The 16599-nt window shown below is 44.6% G+C and carries 10 protein-coding genes; 7 read left to right on the top strand and 3 right to left on the bottom strand.

What is annotated here, in order from left to right; genetic code table 11:
- Positions 1 to 136: 136 nt before the first annotated feature.
- The gene (gene malQ / locus ACED53_RS13775) at positions 137 to 2317 is read right to left on the bottom strand and encodes a 4-alpha-glucanotransferase (protein WP_017096249.1); all 2181 of its coding nucleotides are present in this window, start codon (positions 2315 to 2317) and stop codon (positions 137 to 139) included.
- A gap of 176 nt (positions 2318 to 2493) precedes the next feature.
- Positions 2494 to 4947 (bottom strand): glycogen/starch/alpha-glucan phosphorylase, encoded by a 2454-nt coding sequence (locus tag ACED53_RS13770; protein WP_009845842.1) that lies wholly within the window; start codon positions 4945 to 4947, stop codon positions 2494 to 2496.
- A 566-nt stretch (positions 4948 to 5513) separates the two neighbouring features.
- Here ACED53_RS13770 and malT point away from each other — a divergent pair.
- The 7 genes from malT (at position 5514) to sstT (ending at position 14742) form a co-directional block, all read left to right on the top strand.
- On the top strand, positions 5514 to 8222 hold the full coding sequence (gene malT / locus ACED53_RS13765) for an HTH-type transcriptional regulator MalT (RefSeq protein WP_029223176.1): 2709 nt from the start codon (positions 5514 to 5516) through the stop codon (positions 8220 to 8222).
- A gap of 578 nt (positions 8223 to 8800) precedes the next feature.
- A complete protein-coding gene (locus ACED53_RS13760) occupies positions 8801 to 9721 on the top strand; it encodes a DUF368 domain-containing protein (RefSeq protein WP_032499237.1) in 921 nt (306 codons plus the stop codon).
- A 202-nt stretch (positions 9722 to 9923) separates the two neighbouring features.
- The gene (locus ACED53_RS13755) at positions 9924 to 10364 is read left to right on the top strand and encodes a hypothetical protein (protein ID WP_009845845.1); all 441 of its coding nucleotides are present in this window, start codon (positions 9924 to 9926) and stop codon (positions 10362 to 10364) included.
- Complete coding sequence (locus ACED53_RS13750) at positions 10361 to 10957, top strand: SCO family protein (RefSeq protein ID WP_012600175.1); 597 nt, start codon at positions 10361 to 10363, stop codon at positions 10955 to 10957. The genes ACED53_RS13755 and ACED53_RS13750 overlap by 4 nt, the downstream gene beginning before the upstream one ends.
- A gap of 114 nt (positions 10958 to 11071) precedes the next feature.
- Entirely contained in the window at positions 11072 to 11530 is a 459-nt protein-coding gene (locus tag ACED53_RS13745) for a copper chaperone PCu(A)C (protein ID WP_017100915.1), read from the top strand.
- Between the two features lie 502 nt (positions 11531 to 12032).
- Complete coding sequence (rsgA, locus tag ACED53_RS13740) at positions 12033 to 13097, top strand: ribosome small subunit-dependent GTPase A (RefSeq protein WP_017100914.1); 1065 nt, start codon at positions 12033 to 12035, stop codon at positions 13095 to 13097.
- 427 nt (positions 13098 to 13524) lie between these two features.
- Positions 13525 to 14742: a serine/threonine transporter SstT gene (gene sstT / locus ACED53_RS13735; protein WP_009845849.1), complete on the top strand. Its 1218-nt coding sequence runs from the start codon at positions 13525 to 13527 to the stop codon at positions 14740 to 14742.
- A gap of 289 nt (positions 14743 to 15031) precedes the next feature.
- Here sstT and ACED53_RS13730 read toward each other — a convergent pair whose 3' ends face one another.
- Positions 15032 to 16282, bottom strand: coding sequence for a tetratricopeptide repeat protein (locus ACED53_RS13730; RefSeq protein WP_029225483.1), 1251 nt, complete (start codon positions 16280 to 16282; stop codon positions 15032 to 15034).
- Positions 16283 to 16599 lie beyond the last annotated feature (317 nt).

Raw genomic sequence — 16599 nt, 5'->3', positions numbered from 1 at the left:
AAAAATGCCCGCTATTAGTGCGGGCAATATAACGACGGTTTATTCTACCAGATGAGCATTCAATATTGAGTGACCGAGGTTGTAGTTTCGTACGGCGTAAGCAAAAAACCACCTCTTTTCAAGCCACTCGACTCCATTACTTAGCTGCTTTTTCTCGTACATCAGTTAGCTTAGATGCGATACGATTCACGCCTTCATGAGCGAAGATTTCGTCCAAGTTCATTGATAGTTTACGACGCCAGTTAGGGTACTCATCGACCGTACCAGGGATGTTAACGGGCTTATCCATCTCTAGCCAATCTTCCAACTGAACACTCAGGAGTGTTGAGCCACCAGCCGCAACGTGCAACTGAAGCGCTTCAGCAAGATAAGAATCCATCGGCACTTGACTTGCATCACGCCCAACACCTTCAGGTAGGAAGCCGTGCCATGCCACTGAGTCTAAGATACCTTGCTTGCACTCCAAGCGGTTATCGAACAAAGTTTCTAGCTGTTGTGCGTCTGGGTATAAACCAATCTCTTGACCCATTTTCAAGTCATCACAGTGCCAGAAGCCGCGAAGCGTTGGCATATCGTGAGTACACAGTGCTGCCATCGATTGTGACGCGTAGTGCTTCGGAGAAATAAAACCACCGTCATTTTCTGATGTTTCGAAGAAGAAGACTTTGTAAGAATGCACGCCAGCATCAGCAAGGATGTCTACGATTTCATCCGGTACCGTGCCTAAGTCTTCACCGATAACGCTGCATTGGTAACGGTGAGATTCAAGCGCCAGAATAGACAGCATGTCTTGCACTGGGTAGTAGATGTACGCACCTTTCGTTGCGTTCTCACCCTTTGGAATCCACCACAAACGCAGCAGACCTAAAACATGGTCAATACGCAATGCACCACAGTGCTTCATGTTGGCACGAAGTAGTTTGATGTAAGCGTCGTAGCCGGTTTCTTGAAGTACTTCTGGGTTTAGTGGCGGTAAGCCCCAGTTTTGGCCTAGAGGACCAAGAATATCCGGTGGAGCACCAATGCTCGCATCCATCACTAGGTTGCCTTCATCAGCCCATGTCTCGCTGCCTGAATCTGCAACGCCTACCGCTAAGTCACGGTACAGTCCAACCGCCATGCCTTTCTCTTCAGCAAGAGACTGTGCATCGTTGATTTGGCAATCGGCTAACCATTGTAGGTACATATAGAGATGCACTTGATCTAGGTTATCTTTGATGTATTTCTGGGTCGCAGGGCTTTCAAATGTACGGAATTTCTCTGGGAATACAGGCCAGCCCCACATACCTGAATCTTCAGCATGCAGTTCACCGTGCAGAGCATCAAACGCGGCTTGATGCATCAGGCTTTCACCGCCCTCTTCAACGAACGCTAAGAACGCTTGTGCGCGGTCGCTGTTTTTGTCTAGATGACGAGTCTTAAATTCTGCGAATAGCAGAGGTAAGATGCTCATCTTCAGCTCAGACACTTCAGTGTAATTCACCCAGTGCGCTTCACGAGCTTTCTGTAGGCGCTGCTGGAACTCGGCGCTGCCTACCGTTTGTTGCGCTTCCGCGCTTAATGCGAACTCAGGAACTGAACTCACATCAATGTATAAGACGTTCAACCAACGACGTGAAGACGGGCTGTATGGGCTAGCACCTTCCGGGTTCGCAGGGAACAGTGAGTGAATTGGGTTTAGACCAACAAAGTCACCACCGCGAGACGCGATATCCGAAACAAGCTGTTTTAGGTCACCGAAATCACCAATACCCCAGTTGTGCTGAGTTCTTAGCGTGTACAGTTGAACACTTGGTCCCCAAAGCTTTTTGCCTTGCTCAATGGGTGACTGCTTGAAGCACGCTTTTGGCGTAATAATCAACGTCATCTCGTAAGGTTTCTTACGGCGCTTACGACTCACAATGAGCTTGTGATAACCCCATGCCAAATCACTTGGCAATGCAAACACTAAAGGGCCACCCTCGGCACGCTCGTCACGAACGACTTGAGATTGAAGATAGCCTTCAAGTACCTCTCCTTGCTCGGTTTCTAAGCGCCAGCTGAACTCACTTTCACGAGCACTCACACCCAGATTGAGTGTCACTTCTACTGGCTCACCGTCACGCAAGACAAGAACCGGGTCTAGTACATCTTTTCTGTGCTTTCTTTCTGCAGATTTAAGCAGTGCATCATCGCTGCTTGTATCGTAGCCCAATGAAGCCAATAGAGACGTAATCGTCTCTTCTGATACTTGTGCTTCATCGCCCCACGCACTAACGTAACTATCGGCAATATTTGCCATTTCTGCGACTTGTTTTAATACGGTCTGTTCTTTCATCGCTCTCTCCGAAAACGTTCTGACGCTTTCAATTTTTGTAGGGTTGTCTATTTAATTTTTACTAATCAATTAGCTTGTGACAATCAGTTTGTAAGCATTGCTATCTGAATAAGCCGTCTATTTGCTCACAAGCTAATTGAGCCAAGGCAGAAACTGCCTTGGCTACTTTGCAACTATTAACGGTTAACCGCTTCAAGTTTCCAGATGTTGTTCACGTAGTCGCGAATTGAGCGGTCTGATGTGAACTTACCAACCAATGCCGTGTTAAGAATCGCTTTCTTAGCCCAGCCTGCTTGGTCTTTGTATTGCGTACCCATGTCTTCGTGCGCTTTCACATAAGATGCGAAGTCAGCAAGACATAGGTAAGGGTCACCACCGTCTAGTAGGCTATCAAACGTTGCACGTAGAAGACCTGGTTGACCTGGAGTGAACTCATCGCCAGTCAGTAGATCTAGAGATGCTTTCAATAGTGGGTCTGCATTGTAGTAATCGTATGGGTTGTAACCCTGAGCTTTCAGTGCAACAACACCGTCAACTTCTAGGCCGAAGATGTAGATGTTTTCATCACCAACTTCTTCACGAATCTCAACGTTTGCACCATCCATCGTACCGATAGTTAGAGCGCCGTTTAGAGCCATCTTCATGTTGCCCGTACCTGAAGCTTCTTTACCAGCTAATGAGATTTGCTGAGAAACGTCTGCTGCAGGGATGATGATTTCAGCCATGCTTACACGGTAGTCAGGGATGAATACCACTTTAAGCTTGTTACCGATGCGAGGATCGTTGTTGATCTTCTCTGCAATCTTGTTAACCGCGAAGATGATTTCTTTTGCTAGGTGGTAACCCGGTGCTGCTTTCGCTGCGAAGAAACATACGCGTGGCTCACACTCGAAACCAGGTTCGTTAAGAATACGGTGGTACAGAGACAGAATGTGTAGCAAATCTAGGTGCTGACGCTTGTATTCGTGCAGACGCTTAATTTGAACGTCGAAGATAGCGTTAGTATCTAGCTCGATACCCATATTCTCTTGAACCCAATCCGCAAGACGCTGTTTGTTTTCTTTCTTAACAGCCATAAATTCTTTTTGGAATTTCGCGTCTGTTGCAAACTTAGCGATGCCTTCTAGCTGCTCAAGTTTTGCTGGCCACTCAGAGCCAATCTTACCTGTGATTAGATTAGATAGACCTGGGTTACAGAACTTCAACCAACGACGTGGCGTGATGCCGTTCGTTACGTTAGTCAGTTTACCTGGGAAGATTTCGTTGAACTCTGGGAACAAGTCTTTCTTAACAAGTTGAGAGTGAAGTGCCGCTACACCATTTACTTTGTAAGAACCAATCACACATAGGTTTGCCATGCGAACCATGCGGTGGAAACCTTCTTGGATGATAGAAAGCTTCGCTTGTTTCTCACCGTCACCAGGCCACATCTTGCGAACTTCTTGCATGAAGCGGTGGTTGATTTCAAAAATGATTTCCATGTGACGTGGAAGAAGACGGTTGATCAGCGATTCAGACCAAGTCTCTAGCGCTTCTGGAAGTAGTGTGTGGTTCGTGTAAGCGAACGTATGTGCACTGATTTCCCATGCTTGATCCCAAGATAGACCTTTCTCGTCGATTAGGATGCGCATTAGCTCAGGAATCGCAATCGTTGGGTGCGTATCGTTCAGCTGAATCGTTTCTTGCTTAGGCAGATCTTCTAGAGAGAAACCTGCGGCTTCGTGGCGGCGTAGAATATCGCGAACTGACGCTGCTGAGTGGAAGTACTGCTGCATTAGACGCAGTGTCTTACCTTTCTCGTGGTTGTCGTTCGGGTAAAGTACTTTAGTGATGTTACCTGCATCGATTAGCGAGTGTTGCGCTTCGAAGTAATCACCGTTGTTAAAGCTTGCTAGTGAGAATGGTGCAATTGCCTGACATTCCCAAAGACGCAATGGATAAACCGTGTTTGACTCGTAACCTACGATAGGTAGATCCCAAGGCATTGCTTTTACTTCCATACCTGGAACCCAAGTACGAACTTCTTTACCGTCGATGAATTCAACTTCTACATGACCGTAAAAACCAATGTGTTGTGCTAGCTCTGGACGAGCGACTTCCCATGGGTAACCTTCAACACCACGCCATGCGTCTGGTGCTTCTTGTTGACGACCATCTTGGAAAGACTGTTTGAATAGGCCGTATTCGTAGTGAAGACCGTAGCCTACTGTTGGGTACTCTTGTGCAGCACAAGAATCCATAAAACAAGCAGCAAGACGACCAAGACCACCATTACCTAGCGATGGGTCGCGTTCTTCTTCTAGAAGGTCAGTTAGGTTTTGGCCTAGCTCTTCCATTGCATGAGTAATCTGTTCGTACAGCCCCATGCTGATCAGGTTGTTACCTGTTAGACGACCAATCAAAAACTCTAATGAAAGGTAGTTAACGCTCTTCGCGTTTTTGATTTTTTCATCATTTTCAGTTTCTAGCAGGTCAAATGTTGTCAATTCTGCTAGCGCACGCCCCATCGCTAGGTACCATGCGCGGCTATCTGCGTTTTCAATCGTTGTTGCGTAAGTTGCAGATAAATGCTTTTTAACGCTTTCTTGGAACGACACTTTATCGAAAGTTTTTTGCTGAGTTGGTTTCATTTCAGAAATCTCGCTTTTAATAGTTCTAATTCATCTGTGACATATCGTGCATGGTCACCATTAACTAAACATCCTCCCGTTAATACGACTAACTAGGAGTAGATGAGAGGGCGTAGGGGGCGTACCGATGTAAGGTTAGTGATCTGACTCTCATGTTCTAACTTCGAACAAAAAGTTGGAGTGACTAAGATCACAAGCTCCCGTTCGATAACTTAACGTTAATTGATGTGAGTTTTATTTAACCGGAATAAACTGATTAGCAAATCTGAGTTTGAGATCACGAAATTATTTTCCATATCTCATCTTTTGCATAAATCTCAGTGTAAGACCGAACAAAGTCACATTCACAAACCACCACGCAACGTGAGCAAAGTCTCAAATTAAGGGCGTAGAAAGCCAAAAACATGCAAGACCGCAAGGTTTCTGAGGAGAATCATAGTCGATGCCATTTTTCTTCACGTAACATAAGCACAGACTTAAGTAATTAGGCAGATGTGATTGGGCAACTCTTTTACGGTTTTAGAATCCCCAAAACATACGCCACGGAATAGGTGAAAAACTTCGACATGTGGATCCCTTCGAAACTGACTCGTCCCGGCCGCTTACATAATGCAATCCTACGACCTAGGGTTCTCGATCTGCTCCAGAACGCAGATTGCTATAAGCTTGTATTGTTCCGTTCTCCTGCGGGCTATGGCAAGACCACCATGGCTGCACAGTGGCTGTTAGATAAGCCGAATGTGGGTTGGTACAGCATCGATGATAGTGACAACGATGCCTTCCGTTTTATCAACTACCTACTCCAATCACTCAATAAAGCGACTCAAAATTCCTGTCCCAATGCCCAAAAACTGGCAGAGAAACGACAGTTTTCATCGCTGCATTCTTTATTGAGCGAAGTATTCGCCGAGATGTCGGACTATCATCATGAATGTTTTCTTGTTTTAGACGACTACCATTTAGTCAACAATGATGACATTCAAGAAGCAATGCGCTTTTTCCTCAAACATATGCCCGACAATCTTACGCTGGTTGTAACCAGTCGTGGTACCCCCCCCCTAGGTACGGCAAACCTTCGCGTTCGAGACTTAATGATCGAATTAGGTAATGACTCGCTGGCTTTTGATACCGAAGAGACGACGCGCTTTTTTAATCAGCGTGTTGCCGATGGTATTGATGACACAACGGCAGACAGTATTTGTACCTATGTAGAGGGTTGGCCTTCTGCACTTCAACTTATTGCGCTGCAAGCCCAACATCAAAAACGCACGCTGGCGCAGTCTGCTGAGTCCTTCTCCCACTTTAATCAAGCCCATCTTTGGGACTACTTGGTTGAAGAGGTTTTCGACCTGTTAGACAAAGAAACTCGACAGTTCTTGATGCAGTGTTCAGTGCTTGACCACTTCAACGACGAACTGGTTTGTGCGCTAACACAGCGTGAAGACGCACTGGGTATGATCGAATCATTAAATCGATTCGGTTTATTCATCTACCCGCTTGAAGGCGAAAAGAACTGGTATCGTTTCCATAACCTGTTTGGTGAATTTTTGGCACATGAGCGTCAAGCTCGAATCCCTCAACAAGAAGCAGAGTTGCACCGAAGTGCCGCGAAGGCGTGGATTAAACAAGACACACCACACCAAGCACTACGCCATGCACAGCGCGCTGAAGACCCAGAACTGATCATTCAAATACTGACAGACCACGGTTGGCCGATGTTCAACCAAGGCGAGCTTTCCTCGTTAGAGATGGCGATCAAGCAACTGACTACGGATCAACTTTACAGCGACCCTAAACTGTCCATGTTACGAGCTTGGCTAGCACAAAGTCAGCACCGCTACGAACAAGTAGGGACATTATTGGAAGAGGCTGAAACACAATATCAAGCTCGAAATATTGAACTCGATACTCAACAACAAGGGCAATACAACGCCCTGCGCGCGCAAGTTGCTATTAACAGCAATGAACCTGAAAAAGCCTTGGAATTGGCAGAGCTTTCGCTAAGTCAGCTGAACACCACCGTTTATCGTAGCCGAATTGTCGCCACGTCTGTTGTTGGTGAAGTCAATCACGTAATGGGCAACTTGAGCCGTGCACTGCCGATGATGCAGCAAACAGAAAAACTTGCACGCCAGTATCAAGTTTACCACCAAGCGCTTTGGGCAATTCTACAACAGAGCGAGATCTTAATTGCACAGGGTTACGTTCAAGCGGCATTCGAGCTGCAAGACAGTGCGTTCAAATTGATCGAAGAACACCAGCTAAAATACGTGCCTCTGCATGAATTCTTACTGCGTGTTAGAGCTCAAATATTCTGGTGTTGGAACCGATTAGATGAAGCGGAAGAGTGCTGTTACAAAGGCTTGGATATCCTTGGTCACCATTCACCAAGTAAGCACCTTCACAGCTATTCAATGCTGGCTCGTATTTCACTGAGTCGCGGTGAAATTGATAAAGCATCTAAGTTTATCGACCAAATTCAGCACCTATTGCGTCAATCGACTTACCACGTGGACTGGACGGCGAACGCTTCTCTTTCTTTGATTCTTTTTTGGCAAGTAAAAGGCAATAAAGAGGCGATACGTGATTGGTTGAATGTGGCTGTTCGACCTGAATCGGCAAGCAACCACTTCTGCCAACTGCAATGGAGAAACATCGTTCGCGCTCACATCATTCTTGAGCAGTATGAAGAAGCGGAAGAAGCGCTGACTTTCCTTAAGAGTGAAGCTCAGCGTTCACATCTGATTACAGACACCAACCGAAACTTGATCGTTGAAGCCGTGTTACGTACACAAATTAACGATGAAGACAGCGCACGCGTGCTACTTGAAGAAGCGCTTCATATGACTAACCAAACCGGTATGGTCGGCAACTTCTTAGTAGACGGCGGGACTATCGGACATATCTTGGATAAGTTGAGTAACAAGCCTGGCTTAGGTGACTTAGAACGCCATCGCGCTCAACAGATCATGAAAGATATCTCGACCACCCAACGCAGCCGCTCGGTTCACTTTGATGAAGACTTTGTCGAAAACTTAGTCAATCACCCAAACATTCCTGAACTTGTGCGCACAAGCCCACTCACCCAGCGTGAATGGCAAGTACTTGGTTTGATCTATTCAGGGTTCAGTAACGAGCAGATCGCTCAAGAACTCGATGTCGCAGGTACCACCATCAAGACTCACATCCGTAACCTTTACCAAAAACTAAACATTGCTAACCGTAAAGAAGCGATCAGCACAGCGGAGAATTTACTGCAGTTGATGGGGTACTAAACGATTCGAGATTGATTCGAGATTGATTCGAGATTGATTCGAGAAAAGCTTAAGCTAGTTGCCTATGGTGACTGGCTTTTTTTTCGTTTGGAGCATGGGGTTAATAGCAGATAGCTGATCATAAAGAGCCAAACGACAGACAAAAAAATAGCCAACCGCAATAATCGCGATTGGCTCTATATATTTGTGAACAAATCATAAGTTCACTAACAACGTCAGTTGGCTAGGTGACCCTCGGCTTAAGAAGGGTCAATGTATATAATGCAGTTAGCGTGCCAACTTTAATTCAGCCATTTTATAAGCCCTGCATCGCATAAAAACCTCTAATTCATGATGCGAATTGCAAAGTGCATTTGCATAATGCAACCAAGATGCAATATCGATAGAAAACAGGTTTCACTGCCGCCGATAATAATAAGACACCAAGCAGTTGTATTTTAAATGTAAGGCAGATGTTCACATCAACGTATTGCCTTACAATTAAAGAGGTAATAAAGCACCTCGCCAAAGGCATATTCATACTTTTTTTACACTAAAGTTTGTATACTGCACAAAATCATCCTCAACTCTATGAAGCAATGAACTACTTAAGTACTTTTTTCAAAGGCATGGCAATGGGCTCAGCAGACGTTGTTCCTGGCGTGTCGGGCGGAACCATCGCATTCATCACTGGTATCTACGATACGCTGCTAGAAAGCATTCGCAGAATTAACCCTAGCGTACTTGGCTTATGGAAACGCGAAGGCTTCAAAGCCGCGTTTAATCACATCAATGGTTTCTTCCTAATTTCACTGTTCGCGGGCGTATTCACGAGCATTACGACATTCGCAAAATTGATTTCTTGGTTATTAGTCACCCACCCTGTTCCACTGTGGTCTTTCTTCTTCGGCCTGATCTTGGTGTCGGTTTTCCATATTCTTAAGCAAGTAGAGAAACGCGATATGATTCGCTTCGTGTTTTTGCTGCTTGGCGTTGCTTTCGCTTATAGCATTACCGTGCTTAAACCGCTGCAAATGGAGCCAACCAGCATCAACGTATTGATTGCGGGTGCGATTGCTATCTGCGCGATGATTTTACCCGGTATCTCAGGAAGCTTCATTCTGCTATTAATTGGTATGTACGGCCCGGTACTTGGTGCCGTTAAAGAGTTTCAGGTCGATGTACTTGCGCTATTCCTTGCGGGCTGTGTGATCGGACTGCTGACTTTCTCACATGTACTGTCTTGGCTATTGCGCTCATTCCGCGACTTCACATTAGTATTCTTGACTGGTTTGATGATCGGTACACTGCCGAAGATTTGGCCGTGGAAAGAAACGATCAGCTGGCGTACAAACTCTAAAGGTGAGCAAGTTCCTCTGATTCAAGAAAACTTGTCACCGTTTGATTTTGAAGCCGTCACTTCTCAACCTTCACAGCTAGTAATGGCTATTGTGATGATGCTTGTAGCGATTGCTCTGGTCCTTGGGTTAGAGAAATTTGCAGAGCGCAACGCTGACTGATCATTCTATCCATTCTCAAGCGTATTCAGAACGGATAGAACTTAGAAAGACTAAGCTCATGAACCTATGACACAGACAAAAGCGAAGCCAATGGCTTCGCTTTTTTAGTTCTACCATACGCACAAAATTACTTTTTGATACAAGCACATATTGAGGGATATGATAACATCGCCGCTCTTATAAAATTAGATGAGAACACGACATGCACTCTGCATTAAAGGTTGCTGCTCTTGGGATCGCTCTCGTGGCAGGCTTTTATGGGCCGCAAGCAATTCAGCAATTTGAATCAGCGATGGAGCGAGCCTCTGCTGAGGTTAACTTAGATGATTACTGCATGCTTTCCACCACATCGTGTGAGCAAAATACAGTTACGATGACACTTGATCGCGAGACGGCTCAACCTCTGGCTCCCACCAAAATCAAAGTAGTGTGGGAAGGCGCAGCCTCTGACACATTAATGCTGTCGCTTACAGGTTTAGAGATGGAAATGGGCTCGGCACGTTTTCAATTAAAAAACATTGGCAATAATACCTATGAAGGTGATGTGATTTTACCTGTATGTACTTTAGACAAGATGACATGGATCGGTGAGCTCACTGATGGTGTCGATACTGTAAATCCGGCAATAAGGATGGCAAGATGAGTAGAAATTGGTCGTTAGCATTGGTTGTCGCTTTTGTCCTTGGCTTTGGCGTTAAAAGTTATCTTGATGGGCAAAACGAAGCTCAAAAACAACACGCGGCAAAACAACAATTCTCCGCAACAACCCTTTTCGGCAAAGATAACCAGCCAACGGAAATCTTTGACCAAACCGATGACAGAATTCGTATCGTTTATTTTGGTTTCACACGTTGCCCAGATGTGTGCCCTACTTCTCTAGCAATGTTAGCCGGAGCACTTAACCAGATTTCTGATGAAGCAAAAGCCAAGATTCGCCCGATGTTTGTTTCTCTCGATCCAGAACGTGATGCCGCTGAAGCCTCATACGAATACGCACAATACTTCCACCCAATGATGGAAGGATTAAGTGGCCCGTTAGATGTGACAACAACGCTTGCACACAACTACGGTGTTATTTTTAGAAAGACCAAGCTTGAAGGTTCAGAGTTGGAATACACCCTAGACCACAGCTCATATTTCTATTTTTTAAAACCCGATGGCACGCTGATTACCAAAGTGCCGCATACGTTAACGCCAGCGCCAATTGTTGAAGCTATTAACACATTAACGCGCTAACGTACCAAGTCATCAGCGACGAGAAACAACGTGTACAAAAATAAAGAACTTAACGAATAAAGTTCGAACAAAAAGTCAGGTCCCAGACCAAAACAGAAAACTAAGGACAACAACATGAAGTTAAAAGCACTTGCTCTAGCAGGCTTATTGCTCACTCCTCTTGCTCAAGCGAATAGCGACATTATGGTTCATGACGCGTACGCGCGCGCAACCCCGCCTTCAGCAGTGAACAGCGCGGTATTCACGACTCTGATGAACCATAGCGATAAAGATCACGCTATTGTTTCTGCAACAACACCAGCAGCAGGAAAGGTTGAACTTCATGATGTTATCGTTGATGGCGACGTAATGAAGATGCGTCAAGTTCAAGCGATCACCATCCCTGCAAATGGTAAAGCAGTACTTAAACCAGGTAGCTTACACATCATGTTGTTTGACTTGAAAAGCAGCCTAAAAGAAGGTGAACAAATCAAAATGACACTGACCTTCGCAAACGGTGAAACACAGACCTTTGATGCGCCAGTGAAGAAAGTGATGAGCGGTATGAAAAAGATGAATCACGATCATCATTAATCAGATTTACAACCGATGAAATAATTTAAGCCACGATGACTTCTCGCCATCGTGGCTTTTTGCTAAACTGAGCTCGCTTTTTATTCAAAGCCTGACCACATTAATAACCAAGGAGAATAGAAGATGATTGTAATGAAGACACTAAAACTGGCAGTAAAAGTAACGCGTTAACTTGTTTGGTTAATCCAACTTAAATACCGATCGACCAACTTATCGTCACTCTTTGACGACCGCACACTTTTACCCGGTTTACTATTGATCGTAAGTGATCAATTCCTGCATGCCTGTAAAGCATGACTCAATCCGGGGTCCTATCTATTTGAATTCGACCCAAACTCAAAACATTTTTGACGCTCGACGCTTTTAATCTCAGCAACTCTTTTTGGTCTCATTAACTCTTTTGATCTCATCAACAAATTGAGATCTCACAAGAAGTTAATGCTCTCATAAGACTTTAATGCACTGATAAGAAAAGAAAGCTCGCACGTCTGGGTAAATAGACATGAATTCACAAAACGCATTTTCTAATCCAATGTCACTTCAACAACTTGGATGGCAACCTGTATTCCAACAACAACTGACACTCGAAGACTATGACCAATCCGTCATTGCTCGTATTACCGCGCACCATCGCAGCGGCTATACACTAGCGTCAGAACAAGGCGAAATCGTTCTCCCTATCCATCAAAACCAACCCGCAATGACGGTAGGCGACTGGGTAATCTTGAACTCTGAACTGCAATTCGGCCGTTTATTAGACCGTCAATCACTCTTCAGCCGTAAAGCTGCAGGTAGCCGTGTCGCCGAACAATATATCTCAGCTAACATCGACACGGTATTTATCGTGGTTTCGTTAAATAACGACTTTAATCTAAGCCGTATTGAACGCTACCTAGCGCTCGCCAATGAAGCACAGGTTGAAGCGGTTATCGTACTCACCAAGAAAGACTTGTGTGATGACTACGAAGACAAAGTACAACAAGTGCAAAGCTTAGATTCTATGCTGATGATCGAAGCGGTGAATAGCCTAGACCAAGACTCAACTCAAGTTTTGTCGCCTTGGTGTAAAACGGGCAAGACTGTGGCTTTAATGGGTTCATCCGGTGTGGGTAAATCCACCTTAGTCAACTCATTACTTGGTGAGGCTGAACAAGCCACAGGTGGCATTCGTGAAGACGATAGTAAAGGCCGACACACAACCACATCACGATCGCTCCACTTGCTAACATCGGGCGGCTTACTGCTCGATACTCCAGGAATGCGAGAGCTACAACTTGCTGACTGCGCTGAAGGCGTGAGTGAAACCTTTTCTGATGTGGAAGAGTTAGCCATGCATTGCCGATTCTCTGATTGTCATCATGAATCAGAACCGGGTTGCAAGATACGCAAGGCGATTGAAAGTGGAGAGTTGTCTGAGCGACGATTTGCTAACTATCGAAAATTATTGCGAGAACAAGCCCGAAATGGCGCCTCGTTAGCGGAACAACGCGCTAACAATAAGCAGCTTTCCAAGATGTACAAAACCGTACAATCAGAAGGCCGCAATCTTAAAAAAGCATCTGACTAACGTTTAAGGTTTAAGGTTAACAGCTATAAGCTGTATTTAAGATAACCTAACTTAAGATAACTTTAATTTAAGACAATGAGCCCCATCGTGTTAATCACGTGGGGCTTTTTGTTTCAATTTGATAATGGTGTGGTTATTTATGCACACAATGTTCTTTCCTATAGCCGTTTACATTTCTACATTTGCAGTGTTTTGAATCTATCAAATGAGAATCAGCAGATTTATAGCTCAATCAAAATACATTTATTTAACATTTAGCTCTAAAAACACCACTTAGCGCAAACAATAACCCTAAAAGTAAACTATCCCTAGACACCCTCTTAGATCCCGCTAATATGACCGCCAATTCCGCTAGTGTATAGTTGGATTTGGTACAACTTCATAAAAAGATACATCACTATAATAAATTAACAATTGCAGGTATTTTATGCAAAATCACAACATGCTCGCCCGCATCGCTCGTGGAAATCTCGTTCTACAGATCCTTGCTGGTATTGTTTTCGGTGTCGTTCTCGCCATGGTTTCTCCTTCAGCAGCTCAAGATGCAGGCCTATTAGGTAGTCTGTTTGTTGGTGCTCTGAAAGCTGTTGCCCCAATTTTAGTATTCATTCTTGTTGCAGCTTCTATCGCAAACCAAAAGAAAGGTCAGCACACCCATATGCGTCCAATCATTGTGCTTTACCTGATTGGTACGTTCTCTGCTGCACTGACTGCTGTAGTACTGAGCTTCATGTTCCCAACCACTTTGACACTGGTTGCTGGCGCTGAAGGTGCTAACCCTCCTCAAGGTATTGCAGAAGTTCTTCATACGCTTCTATTCAAGCTTGTAGACAACCCAGTTAGCGCACTAATGAATGCGAACTACATCGGTATTCTTGCTTGGGCAATCGGTCTTGGTCTTGCTCTGCACCACGCATCTGCAACAACCAAAGCGGTTTTCGAAGACCTAAGCCACAGTGTTTCACACATTGTTCGCTTCATTATTCGTCTTGCGCCATTCGGTATCTTCGGTCTTGTTTCTGCAACATTCGCAACAACAGGCTTCGATGCACTGGCAAGCTACGGTCAACTACTAGCAGTACTACTAAGCTCAATGCTGATCATCGCACTTGTGGTTAACCCACTGCTTGTATTTATTAAAACAAAACAAAACCCATACCCACTTGTACTGCAATGTATTCGTGAATCTGGTGTAACGGCATTCTTCACTCGTTCAAGCGCTGCAAACATCCCAGTGAACATGAACCTTTGTAAGAAGCTAAAGCTAGACGAAGATACTTACTCTGTATCGATTCCTCTAGGCGCAACGATCAACATGGCAGGCGCTGCAATCACCATTACTGTGTTAACGCTTGCTGCTGTACACACTATGGGTATTGAGATTGATATCTTCACTGCGATTCTACTAAGCCTTGTTGCTGCAGTTTCAGCATGTGGCGCATCGGGTGTTGCTGGCGGTTCACTACTGCTTATCCCGCTAGCGTGTGGCCTATTCGGTATTTCAAACGATGTAGCGATGCAGGTTGTAGCGGTTGGTTTCATTATCGGTGTGATTCAAGATTCAGCTGAAACAGCGCTTAACAGCTCAACAGACGTAGTGTTCACTGCTGCTGTATGTAAAGCCGAGCAAAACAAAGAGCAATAAACCTTTAGCTGCTCTGAACCTAAACAGTTCTGAGCTCTAAGCTCTAAGCTCTAAGCTCTAAGCTCTAAAAAGCAAATCGTACATAAACAAAAAGGGAAGCAGATGCTTCCCTTTTTTTGTTTGAGTGCTTTACCCGCCGCAGTCAATAATACCTACCGTATGACTTAGCGGCTTAATACAGTCAGTTATAATATCTACAATCATATAACATCGTTGGATTTTTTAAATTGTAGAACTACTCGTTTCAGTCATGTTCAGAACACAAGTAATAACTCATAAACACGGTTTATTAATTGCTCTTCCAGTTAGACTCGACTGCCGGTTGGCTAAAGTCCAAAGAACCGCTATTAGAATTAGCTTGCTTGTCTTGTGATGCTCGATTTGCGCTTGCCTTGGCACCATCATGGTTTTCAGCCGCCTGTTGGTGATTGTTGCCATTTAAACCTTGAGCACTTGAAGCTTGAGCATTTGAGGCTTCAGTATCCAAATCCGCCTTATCGACACCTAACTCATCACCCTCTTCGTCAGAGGCTTCTTTCACTTTCTTATGTACTGGGATATCGCGTTTGTAGAGCTTGTTGAGCGCTTTAACGATAGAGTGCTTGGTGATTGCTTCTTGCGTCAACTTGGTCATTATTGGCTTAGTCAGGGCCTGTAATCCCACAACGGCGTCAACACCAAGATCCCCACCAACTTTATCTCTCAAATACCTCGCATCCGCATAGCCAAAATGAGCCGATAAGAATAACCAGATATACGCGATAGCATTGCCGTGCTCACCATGGTCAATCCACGCCTCACCGGCTTTAAACATCGCTTCTGCACAGTTTTTTTCAGCTGCCGTTTCAAACCAGTAAACCGCTTCACGATGATTAGCGACAACGCCAACACCGTTCAAATAGCTCATACCCAATTTGATTTTTCCGTCTAGGTTATTCTTTTCAGCCGCTTTTCTGAACCACATGAAAGAGCTTTCTGGAGAATAATCTGGGTTCTCTCTATCTAAACACCAATCCCCCATGAAAAGCATCGCTTCGGTGTTACCACTAACTGCAGACTCTTCAATATAGGCGCTGCCTTTCGGAAGGTTTTTCTCAACTCCGCGACCAAACACGAGTGCTTTACCCACCTCGAATTTTGCAAGCGGATCATTATCCAGTGCTGATATCGCTAACTGCCAAAAATTGGCCTTTTCTCTTAAAATTAGGTCTTCTTTGCACTTCATACTCAGACGCACAATGCCGTACATGCCGTTGACATTGTCTAAATGGGCAGCTTTATCGTACCAATACAGAGCTTCCTTAAGATTGACTCGTTCGGCCTCTTTCGCCAAATATAAAATCGACGGCACATGCCCTGTTTCAGCCTTAAATTGACGATCTTTTTGCTCTTGGATACGTGCTTTTTCAATCGCTTTTCGGTAAGCGACAGCGCGAGCTTTACGTTCTTGTTCTAAGCGCTTTTTTCTTAGCGACAAAGAGACCAACCAAACAGCAATCAGTATTAACGAAAGAGCGGTCGCACCAATTGCGATTCCCATTGTACTCATAAAATATTTTATCCTAACTCGGCTAATAGCACCCTACACAGGAAAGCAATCAACCTATAGCGAGCAGTATGTTTGAATGACAGGGAAAAGCGCAGTTATTAAAACGATCCGCCCTAAAATGAATTTTGTTCAGTATCTCAGGAATACATAATGATAAAAAGCCTACGAGTATCTATCCGTCAGCACTCCATTAATGCTGTGATCCCGCTCGCTTTTTATCTATAAGTCTTGGGGCGTTACTTATTCTATCTTATCTATCTTATCTATCTTATCTATCTTATCTATCTTATCTATCTTATCTATCTTAT

The sequence above is a fragment of the Vibrio sp. 1F169 genome, from assembly GCF_041439605.1.
Classification (GTDB): Bacteria; Pseudomonadota; Gammaproteobacteria; order Enterobacterales; family Vibrionaceae; genus Vibrio; species Vibrio tasmaniensis_A.
Note: the sequence above shows the minus strand (reverse complement) of the source record. Positions and strands in the feature narration are given on the sequence as shown.